Below are 15,339 nucleotides of genomic sequence, written 5' to 3' on the forward strand. Positions count from 1 at the left end.
TAACGTGAAAAAGTTTCATTATTTCGTGACGTTTCCGTTGACAATTGAATGTCAATTTTGGTAAGTTATTAATAGATTTAGCACTCGAAGACAAAGAGTGCTAACAGAGGTGATGATGAGATGCTTACGGAACGTCAGCTCTTAATTTTACAAACAATTATTGATGACTTTATTGGATCAGCGCAACCTGTTGGGTCAAGGACGTTGGCTAAAAAAGATGAAATTACATTTAGTTCAGCTACTATACGAAATGAAATGGCTGATTTAGAGGAACTAGGATTTATTGAGAAAACGCATAGTTCTTCTGGACGTGTTCCTTCTGAAAAAGGATACCGATTTTATGTAGACCATCTTTTAGCGCCGCAAAATTTACCGAACGATGAAATTGTACAAATTAAAGATTTATTTGCCGAAAGAATTTTTGAAGCGGAAAAGATTGCACAACAATCAGCTCAAATTTTATCAGAGCTTACAAATTATACGGCCATTGTTCTTGGACCGAAGTTAAGCACAAATAAACTTAAAAACGTACAAATTGTTCCGCTTGATCGTCAAACCGCAGTCGCTATTATTGTAACGGATACAGGGCATGTACAAAGCAAAACGATTACCGTTCCGGAATCTGTTGATTTATCAGATTTAGAAAAAATGGTTAATATTTTAAATGAAAAGCTATCGGGCGTACCAATGTCGGAACTCCATAATAAAATCTTTAAGGAGATTGTTACGGTATTGCGTGGGTATGTTCATAATTACGATAGTGCAATAAAAATATTGGATGGTACATTTCAAGTTCCGTTATCGGAAAAGATATACTTTGGAGGGAAGGCAAATATGCTTTCGCAACCAGAGTTTCATGACATTCAAAAAGTTAGATCTTTACTTACCATGATTGATAACGAAGCTGAGTTTTATGATATTTTGCGTCATAAACAAGTTGGTATTCAAGTGAAAATTGGTAGGGAAAACTCTGCGACAGCCATGGAAGATTGTAGTTTGATTTCTGCAACATATTCGATTGGAGAAGAACAACTTGGAACAATTGCAATTTTAGGTCCAACGAGAATGCAATACTCTCGTGTAATTAGTTTGTTGCAGTTATTTACAAGGCAAATTACAGATGGACTAAAAAAATAAAGAATAAAGAAGAATACATTCGCTCAAGTGATAAGCAATACATCACTGTGTGTAATATATAACTATACTTAGGTAATCATGCTATGCATGATACCTAATACCTTTTAAGGAGGTGAAAATTGTGGAAGAGCGTAACGAACAAGTTGTAGAAGAAGTGAAAGAAGAAGTAAAAGAAGCACAAGTTGAAGAAGCCGTAACATCTGAAGACAGCGAAGAAACTGTTGAAGAAAAAAGTGAGGCTGCTCTTTTACAAGAAAAAGTAGATGAATTGCAAGCGAAACTGACGGAAACGGAAGGCCGTATGCTACGTCTACAAGCTGATTTTGAAAATTATAAGCGTCGTGTTCAAATGGATAAACAGGCTGCTGAAAAATATAGAGCACAAAGTCTTGTTTCAGATATTTTGCCAGCTCTTGATAATTTTGAAAGAGCGATGCAAGTGGAAGCAACTGATGAGCAAATGAAGTCCTTATTACAAGGGATGGAAATGGTATATCGTCAATTGTTAGAAGCGATGACAAAAGAAGGTGTAGAAGCGATTGAAGCTGTTGGTAAACAGTTTGATCCTCATGAACACCAAGCTGTTATGCAAGTAGAAGACAGCGAATTTGAATCAAATGCGGTTGTGGAAGAATTCCAAAAAGGTTATAAATTAAAAGACCGTGTAATTCGCCCATCGATGGTAAAAGTAAATCAATAATTTACATAAAAGTAGGAGGATTCGCCATGAGTAAAATTATCGGTATTGACTTAGGTACAACAAACTCTTGTGTAGCTGTTATGGAAGGTGGAGAACCAAAGGTTATCCCAAATCCAGAAGGAAACCGTACAACACCTTCTGTTGTAGCTTTCAAAAATGAAGAACGTCAAGTTGGGGAAGTAGCAAAGCGTCAAGCAATTACAAACCCAAATACAATCATGTCTGTTAAACGTCATATGGGTACAGACTACAAAGTAGAAATCGAAGGTAAAGAATATACACCTCAAGAAATTTCTGCAATCATTTTACAAAACTTAAAAGCTTCTGCTGAAGCATATTTAGGTGAAACAGTAACGAAAGCTGTTATTACAGTACCTGCATACTTCAACGATGCAGAGCGTCAAGCAACGAAAGATGCTGGTCGTATCGCTGGTTTAGAAGTTGAGCGTATCATTAACGAACCAACAGCAGCAGCGCTTGCTTACGGTTTAGAAAAACAAGATGAAGAGCAAAAAATCTTAGTATATGACTTAGGTGGCGGTACATTTGACGTATCTATCCTTGAGTTAGCAGATGGAACATTTGAAGTTATTTCAACTGCTGGTGACAACCGTCTTGGTGGAGATGACTTTGACCAAGTTATCATTGATCACTTAGTAGCTGAGTTCAAAAAAGAAAATAACATTGATTTAAGCCAAGATAAAATGGCACTTCAACGTTTGAAAGATGCAGCTGAAAAAGCGAAAAAAGATCTTTCAGGTGTAACACAAACACAAATTTCATTGCCATTCATTAGTGCTGGAGCTGCTGGTCCATTACACTTAGAATTAACATTAACAAGAGCGAAATTCGAAGAGCTTTCAGCAAACCTTGTTGAAAGAACATTAGAACCAACTCGTCGTGCTTTAAAAGATGCTGGTCTATCTGCAAGTGAATTAGATCGCGTTATCCTTGTAGGTGGTTCTACTCGTATCCCAGCTGTACAAGAAGCTATTAAACGTGAAACTGGTAAAGAACCATATAAAGGTGTAAACCCGGATGAAGTTGTAGCATTAGGTGCTGCAGTTCAAGGTGGGGTACTTACTGGTGATGTAGAAGGCGTACTATTATTAGATGTAACTCCACTTTCTTTAGGTATTGAAACTATGGGTGGTGTGTTCACGAAATTAATCGAGCGTAACACTACAATTCCAACGAGTAAATCACAAGTATTCTCAACAGCTGCTGATAACCAACCAGCAGTAGACATTCACGTATTACAAGGTGAGCGTCCAATGTCAGCTGACAACAAAACGTTAGGACGTTTCCAATTAACGGATATCCCACCAGCACCACGTGGTATTCCACAAATCGAAGTAACATTCGATATTGATGCGAACGGTATCGTTAACGTACGTGCAAAAGATTTAGGAACAAGCAAAGAACAAGCTATTACAATCCAATCTTCTTCAGGTCTTTCTGATGAAGAAGTAGATCGTATGGTAAAAGAAGCAGAAGCAAACGCTGACGCTGACCAAAAACGTAAGGAAGAAGTTGAACTTCGTAACGAAGCTGACCAACTTGTATTCCAAACAGATAAAGTTGTAAAAGATTTAGAAGGTAAAGTAGATGCAGCTGAAGTTGCAAAAGCAACAGAAGCGAAAGAAGCATTACAAGCTGCGATTGAGAAGAACGAGCTTGAGGAAATCCGTGCGAAAAAAGACGCTTTACAAGAAATCGTACAACAACTAACTGTTAAACTATATGAGCAAGCTCAAGCAGCTGCAGGGCAAGCAGAAGGTGCACAAGGGGCACAAGATGCTGGCGCGAAGAAAGACAATGTAGTAGACGCTGAGTTTGAAGAAGTAAAAGAAGACAAGTAATTCAACTTTAAACATAATAAGTAAGATGACAAAAAGTCAAAGTCAAGCGTGCCTTGGCTTTGGCTTTTTTCACGAATGAGAAGGAATGTGTGAGGGTCTTAAGTTTTTTACTTTGCATACTGTAAGTGAGGAAACTTTGTTGCAAAGCACTTTCTTTCGGTGTTAAAATTACGTTTATGTGAAAGATTCGGGGGTTGTAAATTTATGAGTAAACGAGATTATTATGAGGTCCTTGGACTTAGCAAGGGTGCTTCAAAAGATGAAATAAAAAAAGCGTATCGTCGTTTGGCTAAAAAATACCATCCAGACGTAAGTAAAGAAGAAAATGCAATTGAAAAGTTTAAAGAAGTACAAGAAGCATACGAAGTATTAAGCGACGATCAAAAGCGTGCGCAATATGATCAATTTGGTCATGCTGGTGCTAATCAAGGCTTCGGTGGCTTTGGCGGCGGAGGAGACTTCGGCGGTGGCTTCGGTTTTGAAGATATCTTTAGTTCATTCTTTGGCGGCGGTGGCGGCAGACGTCGTGATCCAAATGCTCCGCGCCAAGGTGCTGACTTACAATATCAAGTCACTTTAGATTTTGAAGAAGCTATTTTTGGTAAAGAGTTAAATGTTGAGATTCCAGTAGAAGATCCATGTGATACTTGTAAAGGTAGCGGGGCAAAACCAGGAACTTCAAAAGAAACATGTAAACATTGCTCAGGATCAGGGCAAGTAAGTGTAGAACAAAATACACCATTTGGTCGTATCGTAAACCGTCAAGCTTGCGGTCATTGTTCAGGAACTGGGCAAATCATTAAAGAAAAATGTACGACATGCCACGGTTCTGGTAAAGTTCGTAAACGTAAAAAAATCAATGTTAAAATTCCAGCAGGTATCGATAATGGTCAACAAATCCGCGTATCTGGAAAAGGTGAAGCGGGCGTAAATGGCGGCCCAGCAGGAGATTTATATGTTGTTGTTCATGTAAGAAATCATGAATTCTTTGAGCGCGAAGGAGATCACATTATTTGCGAAATGCCATTAACATTTGCGCAAATGGCACTTGGTGATGAAGTAGAAGTTCCTACTGTTCATGGTAAAGTGAAGCTGAAAATTCCAGCAGGAACACAAACAGGAACAGAATTCCGCCTAAAAGGAAAGGGTGCTCCGAACGTACGTGGATACGGTCAAGGAGATCAATATGTAGTCGTGCGTGTTGTTGTACCGACGAAATTAACTTCACAGCAAAAAGATTTATTGCGTGAATTTGCAGGACAAGAAGAGCAGGATGATAGTTTATTCGGAAAGCTTAAACGTGCTTTCAAAGGGGAATAATGGAAATAAAAATTGGAGTTGGTAAATTGTGAAATGGTCAGAAATTAGTATTCATACAAAAGAAGAAGCAGTAGAAGCTGTCTCTCATATTTTACATGAAGCTGGTGCTAGTGGAGTTGCGATTGAGGATCCAGCGGAATTGACGAAAGAGCGCGAGCAACAATATGGTGAAATTTATGCATTGAACCCAGATGAGTACCCGGCGGAAGGTGTGTTAATAAAAGCCTATTTCCCACAAACGGATTCTTTACATGAAACAATTGCAAGTGTAAAGTCATCTATTGATGCTCTTCCATCTTACGGCATCGAAATTGGTACTGGAAATATTACCGTTAACGAGGTCAATGAAGAAGATTGGGCTACAGCTTGGAAAAAATATTACCATCCAGTACAAATTTCTGATACATTCACAATTGTGCCGACGTGGGAAGAATATACACCATCTTCTCCGGAAGAAAAAATTATTGAATTAGATCCAGGTATGGCATTTGGAACGGGAACTCATCCAACAACAACGATGTGTATCCGTGCTTTAGAAAAAACAGTACAGCCAGGTGATACGATCATTGATGTAGGAACAGGTTCTGGTGTACTGAGTATTGCAGCAGCAAAATTAGGTGCGTCTTCTGTTCAAGCATATGATTTAGATCCGGTTGCAGTTGAAAGTGCAGAAATGAATGTACGTTTAAATAAAACAGATGATATCGTATCTGTTGGACAAAATAGTCTTTTAGAAGGTGTTGAAGGTCCTGTTGATTTAATCGTAGCTAACTTATTAGCAGAAATTATTCTTTTATTCCCTGAAGATGCAGCGAGAGTTGTGAAGTCAGGCGGATTATTTATTACATCGGGCATTATTGCTGCGAAGGAAAAAGTAATTTCTGAAGCGCTAGAAAAATCTGGATTTACAATTGAAGAAGTGTTACGAATGGAAGATTGGGTAGCAATTATTGCACGAAATGCGTAATATAGATTTTAGTCTATAATGAAAAGGGGGAGTCTCTCACTATAGGGTGAGGGACTTGCCGTTTGTTATATGAAAAATGATAACGTTTCGTTCTTTTCGTAAGTATTGACTTACGAAAAGAACGAAACTCTACTAAGGTGATTATATGCAACGTTATTTTGTAGAAGAGAAATATGTAAATGAGACAAGTATTCGCATTGTAGGTGATGACGTACATCATATCGCAAGAGTGATGCGTATGTCAGCTGGTGATCACATTTATTGCTGTGTAAACGGAAAAACAGCCGTATGTTCAATTGATGAAATTACCAGTGAATTTATTCATACGGCTATTGTAGAATGGGTAGAGGCGTCAAGTGAACTTCCTGTTTTCGTGACGATTGCAAGTGGACTGCCGAAAGGAGACAAGCTAGAGTTAATTTTTCAAAAAGGAACTGAGCTTGGGGCAGCTGCATTCTTACCATTTCAAGCATCTCGCTCTATCGTAAAATGGGATGCGAAAAAAGCGGATAAAAAAGTTGAACGTTTAAGAAAAATTGTGAAAGAAGCTGCGGAACAATCACATAGAAGTGAAATTCCAGAAGTACACGCCCCAGCATCGTTTAAACAATTGCTGTCAATGAGTGGTGGGTATGATGTTTGCCTTGTTGCTTACGAAGAGGAAGCGAAACAAGGCGAGAAATCTAATTTTGCGAAAGCTTTAACGATGATGAAACCAGGTCAAAAGTTATTGATTGTATTTGGCCCAGAAGGCGGTTTGGCTGAGGAAGAGATTACAGCGCTTCGTGAACATAAATTTGTACCATGTAGTTTAGGACCAAGAATTTTAAGAACAGAAACGGCGCCGTTATATGCGTTAAGTGCTGCTTCGTATCATTTTGAATTGATGGGGTGATGATCAATGTCAACTGTTGCGTTCCATACGTTAGGTTGTAAAGTAAACCACTATGAAACAGAAGCCATTTGGCAATTGTTTAAACAAGGTGGATATGAAAGAACTGAATATGAAAAAAAAGCTGATGTATATGTTATTAATACATGTACAGTAACGAATACGGGGGATAAGAAAAGTCGTCAAGTTATTAGACGTGCTGTTCGTCAAAACCCAGATGCGGTTATTTGTGTAACAGGATGTTATGCACAAACATCTCCAGCGGAAATTATGGCGATTCCAGGTGTAGATATTGTAGTTGGTACACAAGATCGTGAAAAAATGTTAGGATACATCGAAGAATTCCGTAAAGAGCGTCAGCCAATTAATGCTGTACGTAACATTATGAAAACACGTGTATATGAAGAACTTGATGTACCTTACTTCACGGACCGTACACGTGCATCTTTAAAAATACAAGAAGGTTGTAATAACTTCTGTACATTCTGTATTATTCCTTGGGCACGTGGTTTAATGCGCTCTCGCGATGGGAAAGAAGTTATTAAACAAGCGCAGCAATTAGTAGATGCAGGCTATAAGGAAATCGTATTAACAGGTATTCATACAGGTGGATACGGTGAAGATATTAAAGATTATAACTTAGCTGGATTACTTCGTGATATGGAAGCGGAAGTAGACGGATTAAAACGTCTTCGTATTTCTTCTATTGAAGCGAGTCAAATTTCAGATGAAGTAATTGAAGTGTTAGATAAGTCTGAAGTAGTTGTACGTCACTTACACATTCCGTTGCAATCTGGATCTAATACTGTATTAAAGCGTATGCGTCGTAAATATACGATGGAATTTTTCCAAGAGCGCTTAGATCGTTTGAAAGAAGCGTTACCAGGTCTTGCGATTACATCAGACGTAATCGTTGGTTTCCCAGGTGAAACAGAAGAAGAATTCATGGAAACATACAATTTCATTAAAGAGAATCGCTTCTCTGAGTTGCACGTATTCCCGTACTCAAAACGTACAGGAACACCTGCAGCGCGTATGGAAGATCAAGTTCCTGAAGATGTGAAGAATGATCGTGTTCACCGTTTAATTGAACTATCTAATCAATTAGCGAAAGAGTATGCATCACAGTTTGAAGGAGAAGTACTTGAAATTATTCCAGAAGAACAATTTAAAGAGGGCGACCGTGAAGGCCTATATGTAGGTTATACAGATAACTACTTGAAAATTGTATTTGAAGGATCAGAAGAATTAATCGGTAAACTAGTGAAAGTAAAAATCACAAAAGCTGGTTATCCATATAACGAAGCGCAATTTGTTCGTGTCCTTGAAGATGATGTGAAAAAGGAATCAGCAAGCGCATAAAGTGAAACTTTAATGAGCGTGGGATTCATTCCCCGCTCATTATTAGCCCGCACCAATCGGGATAAAAAAGCATGCAAACGGAAACGATTTGCATGCTTTCTTTTTTTAGTGGAGAAGTTAAGTACTGAAAATGTACGAAATGAGTAGTTTCTCCGTACGTTTCTGCATGAAAAAAGGTATAATGACAAAAATATAGTTGCCTTCAGGGGAAAAGATAACAGCTATCTGCATAGTTTTTGAAAAAGGAAGAGCATCTCTTCTTCTTTTATTCTGTCAAATAGTTGACCTGAAGTGATAAAATGTATTATAATCGTAAAAGACATGCTGAAGAAGTGTTTCTTTTTGCATGCTGGAGTTAGTATGTAAGTGTGATGTTTCGGAGGGAGGGAAAGAGAATGTCAAAAACAGTCGTTCGTAAAAACGAGTCTTTGGAGGATGCACTTCGCCGTTTTAAAAGATCGGTTTCTAAAACTGGTACACTTGCTGAAGCAAGAAAGCGCGAGTTTTATGAAAAACCAAGTGTAAAACGTAAGAAGAAATCTGAAGCGGCAAGAAAGCGTAAATTCTAAGAGAGGGTGTAAGTTATGAGTCTTCTCGGTCGTTTAAACGATGATATGAAACAAGCGATGAAGAATAAACAAAAAGAAAAATTAACCGTCATTCGTATGGTTAAGGCTGCTTTACAAAATGAAGGTATTAAACTACAGCATACTCTTACTGAAGAAGAGGAACTAACAGTTTTAGCTCGTGAAGTAAAACAGCATAAGGACTCCCTCCTTGAATTTAAAAAAGCTGGTCGTGAAGACCTTGTTAATAAACTGCAAAGTGAAATTCAGATTTTAAGCGCATATTTGCCGGAGCAATTAACGGAAGAAGAGCTAGTTGATATAATCAAGCAAGTTATTTCTGAAGTTGGTGCGACGTCTAAAGCAGATATGGGTAAGGTGATGACTGCTGTTATGCCGAAAGTAAAAGGTAAAACAGATGGATCGCTTGTGAATAAGCTGGTTATCCAGCTATTAGCATAAAAAAACGTCTCATTTCGTATGAGACGTTTTTTTATGCTTTTTTCAGTTTGGACGTGATATTACAAGCTCTTTTTTCATACATATGGGATGAGAGGGGGTCTTTTGGGATGAAAAAATTAGAACAAATGAAGAATTGGTTAACGAAGCAAATAGACCTACCAGTGGATGTGCTAATGGATCTACCTCGGATCACGCTTGTTGGGCAAGTGCATATCTATATAGAAAATCATCGAGGTTTATTAGTGTTTTCAGATAAAGAAGTAAGATTGTTGTTAAAGCATGGTCAGTTATTAATTAAGGGGCAGTCCTTTGTTATTAAAACAATCCTTCCGGAAGAACTTTTGCTTGAAGGGATAATTGAGCAAGTGACGTTTTTAGAAGACGAACAGAAAGAGAAGTAAGGGAAACTTCCGTATGTGAAGTTTTTCTTCTTTATTCTAATGATTTGCCCCTACTATTTAAGTTTATCCCGCTTTAATGGACAGTAAGCCCCCGCCTCAAAATTCAGCGAAAGCAAAGAAGTTAGGTGGGGGTCGGGCTGTCCATTAAAGTCCAATTGGTGAGGGCTGATTAAAGTCTCACTTTATCCCGCTATTTATGGAAAATAAAACTCTTTATTTCATTTTCGTACGAGCTATTTTGCTAATTAAAGTGAAAAGTAGTGTGTCTACTTTTGGAAAGGTAGTGAAGGTAGTAGATGAAAAATAAATGGTTTATAAAGTGGCTTGGATATGTAAAGGTACGAATTGAAGGTAGAGGAGCGGAGCGGTTTGTTAACGAATGTGTGCGTAGAAAATTATTAGTTTGGGACGTTAAGAAAATCGCCGATGAAACGTTAGTCTTTTGTATGCTATTACGAGATGTGAAAAAAATAAAGCCGATTTATAGAAAAAATGAGTGTAAACTATATTTTATTGGGCGTTACGGTTTTCCATTTTGGAATAAGCGCTTAATTAAAAATAGTGGATTCTTAATTGGTTTTTTAATTTTCTTCTTTGGCATGATTGCATTATCGAATATGGTTTGGAAAATTGAAATTACGGGAGCGAAACCTGAAACAGAATATATATTGATGAAAGAATTGGATAAAATGGGTATTAAAAAAGGAAAATTACAATTCCAAATGCCTAGTGTAGAAGATGTACAACGTCATTTGACGGACAATATTAATGCGATTACTTGGGCAGGACTAGAAGTAAGGGGAACGACGTACCATTTTAAAATTGTTGAAAAAAATGAGCCGAAAAAAGAAAAAGAACAAAGGCCGCAAAATTTAGTGGCAAAAAAAGAAGCGATTGTTACAAAAACATTTGTTGAAGTTGGAAAACCAGTCGTTTTAAAAAATGATCATGTAGAAAAAGGGCAGCTTCTCGTATCAGGGATATACGGTAATGAGGAGAGTCCAACCATTGTTTCGGCGAAAGGTATTGTATATGGAGAAACGTGGTACACATCTGAGGTGAATGTACCGCTCAAGACGCAATTTCAAGTATATACTGGTAATACGTATAATGAGCATTACCTTACATTTGGGAGTACAAAAATAAAAATATGGGGATTTCAGCATGATAAGTATAAACGTTCTCGTACGGAAAGTGTAAAACATGATGTGAAATTATTTGGTTTTACACTGCCGATTGCATATGAAAAAGATGTAGTGCGAGAAGAGGAAGAGGCGAACCGAGAATATACAGAAAAACAGGCAATGAAAGTAGCAAAAGAGATGGCTGAAAAAGAACTAAAGAAAAAATTGGATGAACATGCTATGATTGTAAGTGATAAGATTTTGAGTAAAGAGGTTGAGGCGGATCAACTAAAAGTCACTTTGCATTATACTGTGATTGAAAATATTGCAGAGCCACAACCAATATCCGAATCCGATATTCAAGGAGACTGAGTAATGGCAGAACAATTAGTAGAAATGAACCAACAATTGGAAAATACTAACGAAGCAATCGCTCTTTTTGGAGTCAATGATGCTCATTTGAAAGTAATTGAACGGGAACTGAATGTATCAATCGTAACTAGAGGTGAAACTGTTCATGCATCTGGAGCAGTTGAAACTGTGACACTCGTAGAAAAAATCTTACAACAACTACTTGTTGTTATTCGAAAAGGTGTGTCAATTACAGAAAGAGATGTTGCGTATGCAATTCAGCTCGCACAACAAGGGAAAATTGCTCAATTTGAAGAGTTATATGAAGAAGAAATCTTTAAAACGGCAAAAGGTAAATCCATTCGTGTAAAAACGATGGGACAAAGAAGATATATTCATGCAATGAAGAAAAATGATATTGTATTTGGAATAGGACCTGCCGGGACTGGGAAAACATACTTAGCTGTAGTAATGGCTGTAAGAGCTTTAAAGCAAGGGTATGTAAAGAAAATCATTTTAACGAGACCGGCTGTAGAAGCTGGAGAAAGTTTAGGATTTTTACCAGGTGATTTGAAAGAGAAGGTAGATCCGTACTTACGTCCATTGTATGATGCTCTGCACGATATTCTTGGACAAGAATATACGCAGCGTATGATGGAGAGAGGTGTAATTGAAATCGCGCCTCTTGCTTATATGAGAGGACGTACGCTCGATGATTCATTTGTTATTTTAGATGAAGCGCAAAATACAACGGGTGCACAAATAAAAATGTTTTTAACTAGATTAGGTTTTAGTTCTAAAATGGTTATTACGGGGGACCCTTCACAAGTAGACTTACCAAAAGGGGTAAAATCAGGGCTTACGCTAGCCGCTAACATTTTATCTGGTGTATCAGGTCTTTCATTCATTACGTTAGAACAAACGGACGTTGTAAGGCATCCACTGGTACAACGTATTATTGAGGCATATGATAAAATGGAATGATCCTATTTGTCAGGATCATTTCTTTTTGTATTAAGGTTGGCGAACGGCATATTTTTTACTATCATAAAAGATAAGAGAAATAAACTATAGGTACTGGTGTATAAAAATGTTACCTAAAAGTATCGTTGGCTAGAAGAAATGAAAGCTATAAATAGTTTCACTTTATTTCTAGAGAGGAGAAGGTATTGAAATCATGTTAAGATCTCAAGAAATTTCTAAGTGGTTTCGTAATTTACAACATTCGAAAAAACTAAGTTGGATTTCTTACGTTTTATTAGGGGCGGTGCTGTTTTTTGCACTTATGAATAATGTGAAACCAGAGCAATTAGATGTTGATATGTATTCTATTGCGAAAAAAACAATTCATTCTCCTATTAAAATTGAAGATAAGGTTATAACGGAAAGAAAAAAACAAGAGGCCGCTCAAAAAGTCGGGGATCAATATACATATAGAAGTGAATATAAACAAAATAGAGTAGATATTGTAAATGATGTTTTTGCTAAGGTGAATGAAGTAATTCAGGAGATGAAAGCTGCTGGACCTGAAGAGCAAAAAAAGATGACCGATGCGAATAAATTAGAAAAGTTGAAGAAGAAGTTGCCATCCAATTTAACGAAGGAATTATCGGATGAGAATTTATTATACTTTATTAATGCAGAACCGGATCAATTAGAATTAGCAAAGAATGCGGCTTTAACGTCTGTTAGCGTTATCATGGGTGGAAATATTAAAATGTCCGAAGAAATGGCGGCGAAAGAGCGATTTGTTAATGAAATGAAAAGCCTGAATGTGAATAGCGGATTGAAAGAAGCTGTGAATGCACTAGGATCATATGCGATTACAGCAAATTATTTCTATGATCCGGCTGTAACGAAAGAGAAGAAGAAAGCAGAAGAAGATTTAGTTCCACCTGTTTATATTCTTCAAGGACAAGTTATTGTTAGAGAAGGTGAAACAATTTCAAGTGATATGTATAATCAGTTGAAATTAGTCGGTTTATTAGAAAAAGGTAATAGTTTTCAGCCTTATGTTGGATTAGCGGTGCTCATTGGTGTGTTACTATACTTTATGCATAAACAGTTTGAAGTATTTTTACAGCGGAAAAGAGAAGACAAACCGTACATTTTAGCGTATATTACAATTTTGTCTATCACGATTGTTTTAATGAAAATTATTAGTTTGTTTCAAAAGCTTGAATATGCAGGAATTGCGTATGTTGTCCCAGTTGCGATGGGAACGATACTTGTAAAACTAATGATTGGCGATCGATTTGTATTTTTAACAAGTATGATTTTTTCTGTGTGCGGAAGTATTATGTTTAATGAAGGAGTAACAAGTACACTAAATTATAGTGTAGGCATTTATGTGTTATTAAGTTCATTATCAGTGAGCATTTTCTTAAGAGAAAAAAATCGTCGTACGATGATTTTACAAGCTGGTATACTCGTTTCAATCTTAAATGTAGTCGTCTTGGCGGCGTTATTATTATTACGTAATGGGAATTTTTCGCCTCTTGAAATTGGTACCCAATTATTAATGGCTTCCCTTTCAGGAATTATCTCATCCGTTTTGGCTATGGGGATATTACCATATTTAGAAAGTGGACTTGGAATTGTATCAAGTATGAAGCTTATGGAATTATCAAGTCCGAATCATCCGCTGTTGCGTAGAATTTTATTAGAAGCGCCAGGGACATATCACCATAGTGTAATGGTAGCGAATCTTTCTGAGGCGGCTTGTGAAGCAGTTGGAGCAAATGGTGTATTAGCGCGTGTAGGGGCGTACTATCATGATGTAGGAAAAACAGTACAACCACAATTCTTTATTGAAAACCAGATGGGAATTGAAAATCCGCATGATAAATTAGATCCTGTGACGAGTAAAGATATTATCATTGCTCATGTAACCGATGGAGTAAAGATGCTCGAAGAATACCATATTCCGCAAGAAATTATCGATATTGCTGGACAACATCATGGTACAACGCTCCTGAAATATTTTTATTATAAGGCGATTAAAGAAGATAAAGAAAAATATACAGAAGAGATGTTCCGTTATCCGGGATCAAAAGCAACTTCTAAAGAATCGGCAATCGTTGGTATTGCGGATAGTGTTGAGGCAGCGGTACGTTCTATGAATCACCCAACGCCAGATCAAATTAATAATTTAGTACAAAGTATTATTAAAGATCGCCTGCAAGATGGGCAATTTAGTGAATGTGATTTGACATTTAAGGAACTACAAATCGTTGGAAAAACGTTATGTGAAACGTTAAATGGTATTTTCCATTCGCGTATTACATATCCGGAACCACCGGAAGATAAGGAGAAAGAATGAGTTTATTAATTGATTTCATTGATGAAACAGAAGAAGTGAAAGAAGAGTATGTGAATTTAATTCGTGAGATATTAGGAAAAGCAGCTCAAATGGAAAAAATAGAGGATGGTGCAGAGTTATCAGTAACATTTGTAGATAACGAACGCATTCGCGAGATTAATCGTGATTACCGAGATAAGGATCAGCCTACTGATGTCATTTCTTTTGCTATGGAAGAAATGGGAGAAGGAGAAATGGAAATTGTAGGTGTAGAGATGCCGCGTATGTTAGGTGATCTTATTATTTCTATTCCGAGAGCGAAAGAACAAGCTGAAGAGTATGGACATTCTTTTGATCGTGAACTTGGCTTTTTAGCGTTACATGGCTTTTTACATTTACTTGGTTATGACCACATGACAGAAGAGGATGAAAAAGAAATGTTCGGAAGACAAAAAGAAATTTTAGAAGCATTTGGATTAGGACGATGAAAAAAGGAAAACTTATAGATAGTTTTGGGTATGCTATAGTCGGTATATTCTTTTGTCTTCGTCATGAACGAAATATGAAAATTCATTATTTAGCCGCAGTTGTTGTTATATGCTGCGGCTTTTATTTCCATATTACAAAAGTAGAATGGATGGTATTACTTATTGTAATAGGAATTGTAATGAGTTTAGAGATGGTAAATACGGCTGTGGAAAAAACAGTAGATTTAGCGACTACCGATATACATCCGTTTGCGAAGGTCGCAAAGGATGTCGCAGCGGGAGCGGTTTTATTGTTTGCGATAATAGCCGTTATAATTGGTGCTATTATCTTTTTACCGTATGTGGTATAGTTGCATTCCAAAGCTTTTCTTAAGCTTTGAAGGTGCCGTAAAGGCCTTTAATAAGA

Annotated in this window: 15 protein-coding genes; all 15 read left to right on the forward strand. The window is 37.1% G+C overall.

Annotation, left to right across the window (positions count from 1 at the left end; translation table 11 throughout):
* Positions 1 to 120: 120 nt before the first annotated feature.
* The 15 genes from hrcA (at position 121) to QCI73_RS06070 (ending at position 15,283) form a co-directional block, all read left to right on the forward strand.
* On the forward strand, positions 121 to 1,137 hold the full coding sequence (hrcA, locus tag QCI73_RS06000) for a heat-inducible transcriptional repressor HrcA (protein ID WP_000954950.1): 1,017 nt from the start codon (positions 121 to 123) through the stop codon (positions 1,135 to 1,137).
* A 121-nt stretch (positions 1,138 to 1,258) separates the two neighbouring features.
* Entirely contained in the window at positions 1,259 to 1,837 is a 579-nt protein-coding gene (gene grpE, locus QCI73_RS06005) for a nucleotide exchange factor GrpE (RefSeq protein WP_000392720.1), read from the forward strand.
* 26 nt (positions 1,838 to 1,863) lie between these two features.
* Positions 1,864 to 3,699, forward strand: coding sequence for a chaperone protein DnaK (dnaK, locus tag QCI73_RS06010; protein WP_000034690.1), 1,836 nt, complete (start codon positions 1,864 to 1,866; stop codon positions 3,697 to 3,699).
* A gap of 204 nt (positions 3,700 to 3,903) precedes the next feature.
* A complete protein-coding gene (gene dnaJ / locus QCI73_RS06015) occupies positions 3,904 to 5,019 on the forward strand; it encodes a chaperone protein DnaJ (RefSeq protein ID WP_000043935.1) in 1,116 nt (371 codons plus the stop codon).
* Positions 5,020 to 5,047: 28 nt separating this feature from the next.
* On the forward strand, positions 5,048 to 5,986 hold the full coding sequence (prmA, locus tag QCI73_RS06020) for a 50S ribosomal protein L11 methyltransferase (RefSeq protein WP_353822645.1): 939 nt from the start codon (positions 5,048 to 5,050) through the stop codon (positions 5,984 to 5,986).
* 145 nt (positions 5,987 to 6,131) lie between these two features.
* A complete protein-coding gene (locus QCI73_RS06025; protein WP_327922486.1) occupies positions 6,132 to 6,881 on the forward strand; it encodes a 16S rRNA (uracil(1498)-N(3))-methyltransferase in 750 nt (249 codons plus the stop codon).
* 6 nt (positions 6,882 to 6,887) lie between these two features.
* Positions 6,888 to 8,240 carry a tRNA (N(6)-L-threonylcarbamoyladenosine(37)-C(2))-methylthiotransferase MtaB gene (gene mtaB / locus QCI73_RS06030; protein WP_000108677.1) on the forward strand — a complete coding sequence of 451 codons (1,353 nt, stop codon included), beginning with the start codon at positions 6,888 to 6,890 and terminating at the stop codon, positions 8,238 to 8,240.
* A 395-nt stretch (positions 8,241 to 8,635) separates the two neighbouring features.
* A complete protein-coding gene (gene rpsU / locus QCI73_RS06035; RefSeq protein WP_000048061.1) occupies positions 8,636 to 8,809 on the forward strand; it encodes a 30S ribosomal protein S21 in 174 nt (57 codons plus the stop codon).
* A 15-nt stretch (positions 8,810 to 8,824) separates the two neighbouring features.
* On the forward strand, positions 8,825 to 9,268 hold the full coding sequence (locus QCI73_RS06040) for a GatB/YqeY domain-containing protein (protein WP_000054571.1): 444 nt from the start codon (positions 8,825 to 8,827) through the stop codon (positions 9,266 to 9,268).
* A gap of 107 nt (positions 9,269 to 9,375) precedes the next feature.
* A complete protein-coding gene (gene yqfC, locus QCI73_RS06045) occupies positions 9,376 to 9,669 on the forward strand; it encodes a sporulation protein YqfC (RefSeq protein ID WP_000732266.1) in 294 nt (97 codons plus the stop codon).
* A 296-nt stretch (positions 9,670 to 9,965) separates the two neighbouring features.
* Positions 9,966 to 11,165 carry a sporulation protein YqfD gene (gene yqfD / locus QCI73_RS06050; RefSeq protein ID WP_000792485.1) on the forward strand — a complete coding sequence of 400 codons (1,200 nt, stop codon included), beginning with the start codon at positions 9,966 to 9,968 and terminating at the stop codon, positions 11,163 to 11,165.
* Between the two features lie 3 nt (positions 11,166 to 11,168).
* Entirely contained in the window at positions 11,169 to 12,128 is a 960-nt protein-coding gene (locus QCI73_RS06055; protein WP_000840516.1) for a PhoH family protein, read from the forward strand.
* Between the two features lie 193 nt (positions 12,129 to 12,321).
* A complete protein-coding gene (locus QCI73_RS06060) occupies positions 12,322 to 14,466 on the forward strand; it encodes an HD family phosphohydrolase (RefSeq protein WP_000946450.1) in 2,145 nt (714 codons plus the stop codon).
* Positions 14,463 to 14,933, forward strand: a complete 471-nt coding sequence (gene ybeY / locus QCI73_RS06065) for an rRNA maturation RNase YbeY (protein ID WP_000054692.1) — start codon at positions 14,463 to 14,465, stop codon at positions 14,931 to 14,933. The genes QCI73_RS06060 and ybeY overlap by 4 nt, the downstream gene beginning before the upstream one ends.
* Complete coding sequence (locus tag QCI73_RS06070) at positions 14,930 to 15,283, forward strand: diacylglycerol kinase family protein (RefSeq protein WP_000715482.1); 354 nt, start codon at positions 14,930 to 14,932, stop codon at positions 15,281 to 15,283. Before ybeY ends, QCI73_RS06070 begins: the two co-directional genes overlap by 4 nt.
* The last annotated feature ends 56 nt before the right edge of the window (positions 15,284 to 15,339 follow it).

Origin of the sequence: Bacillus cereus group sp. MG16, assembly GCF_040459875.1 — a bacterium.
Lineage (GTDB): Bacteria > Bacillota > Bacilli > Bacillales > Bacillaceae_G > Bacillus_A > Bacillus_A paranthracis.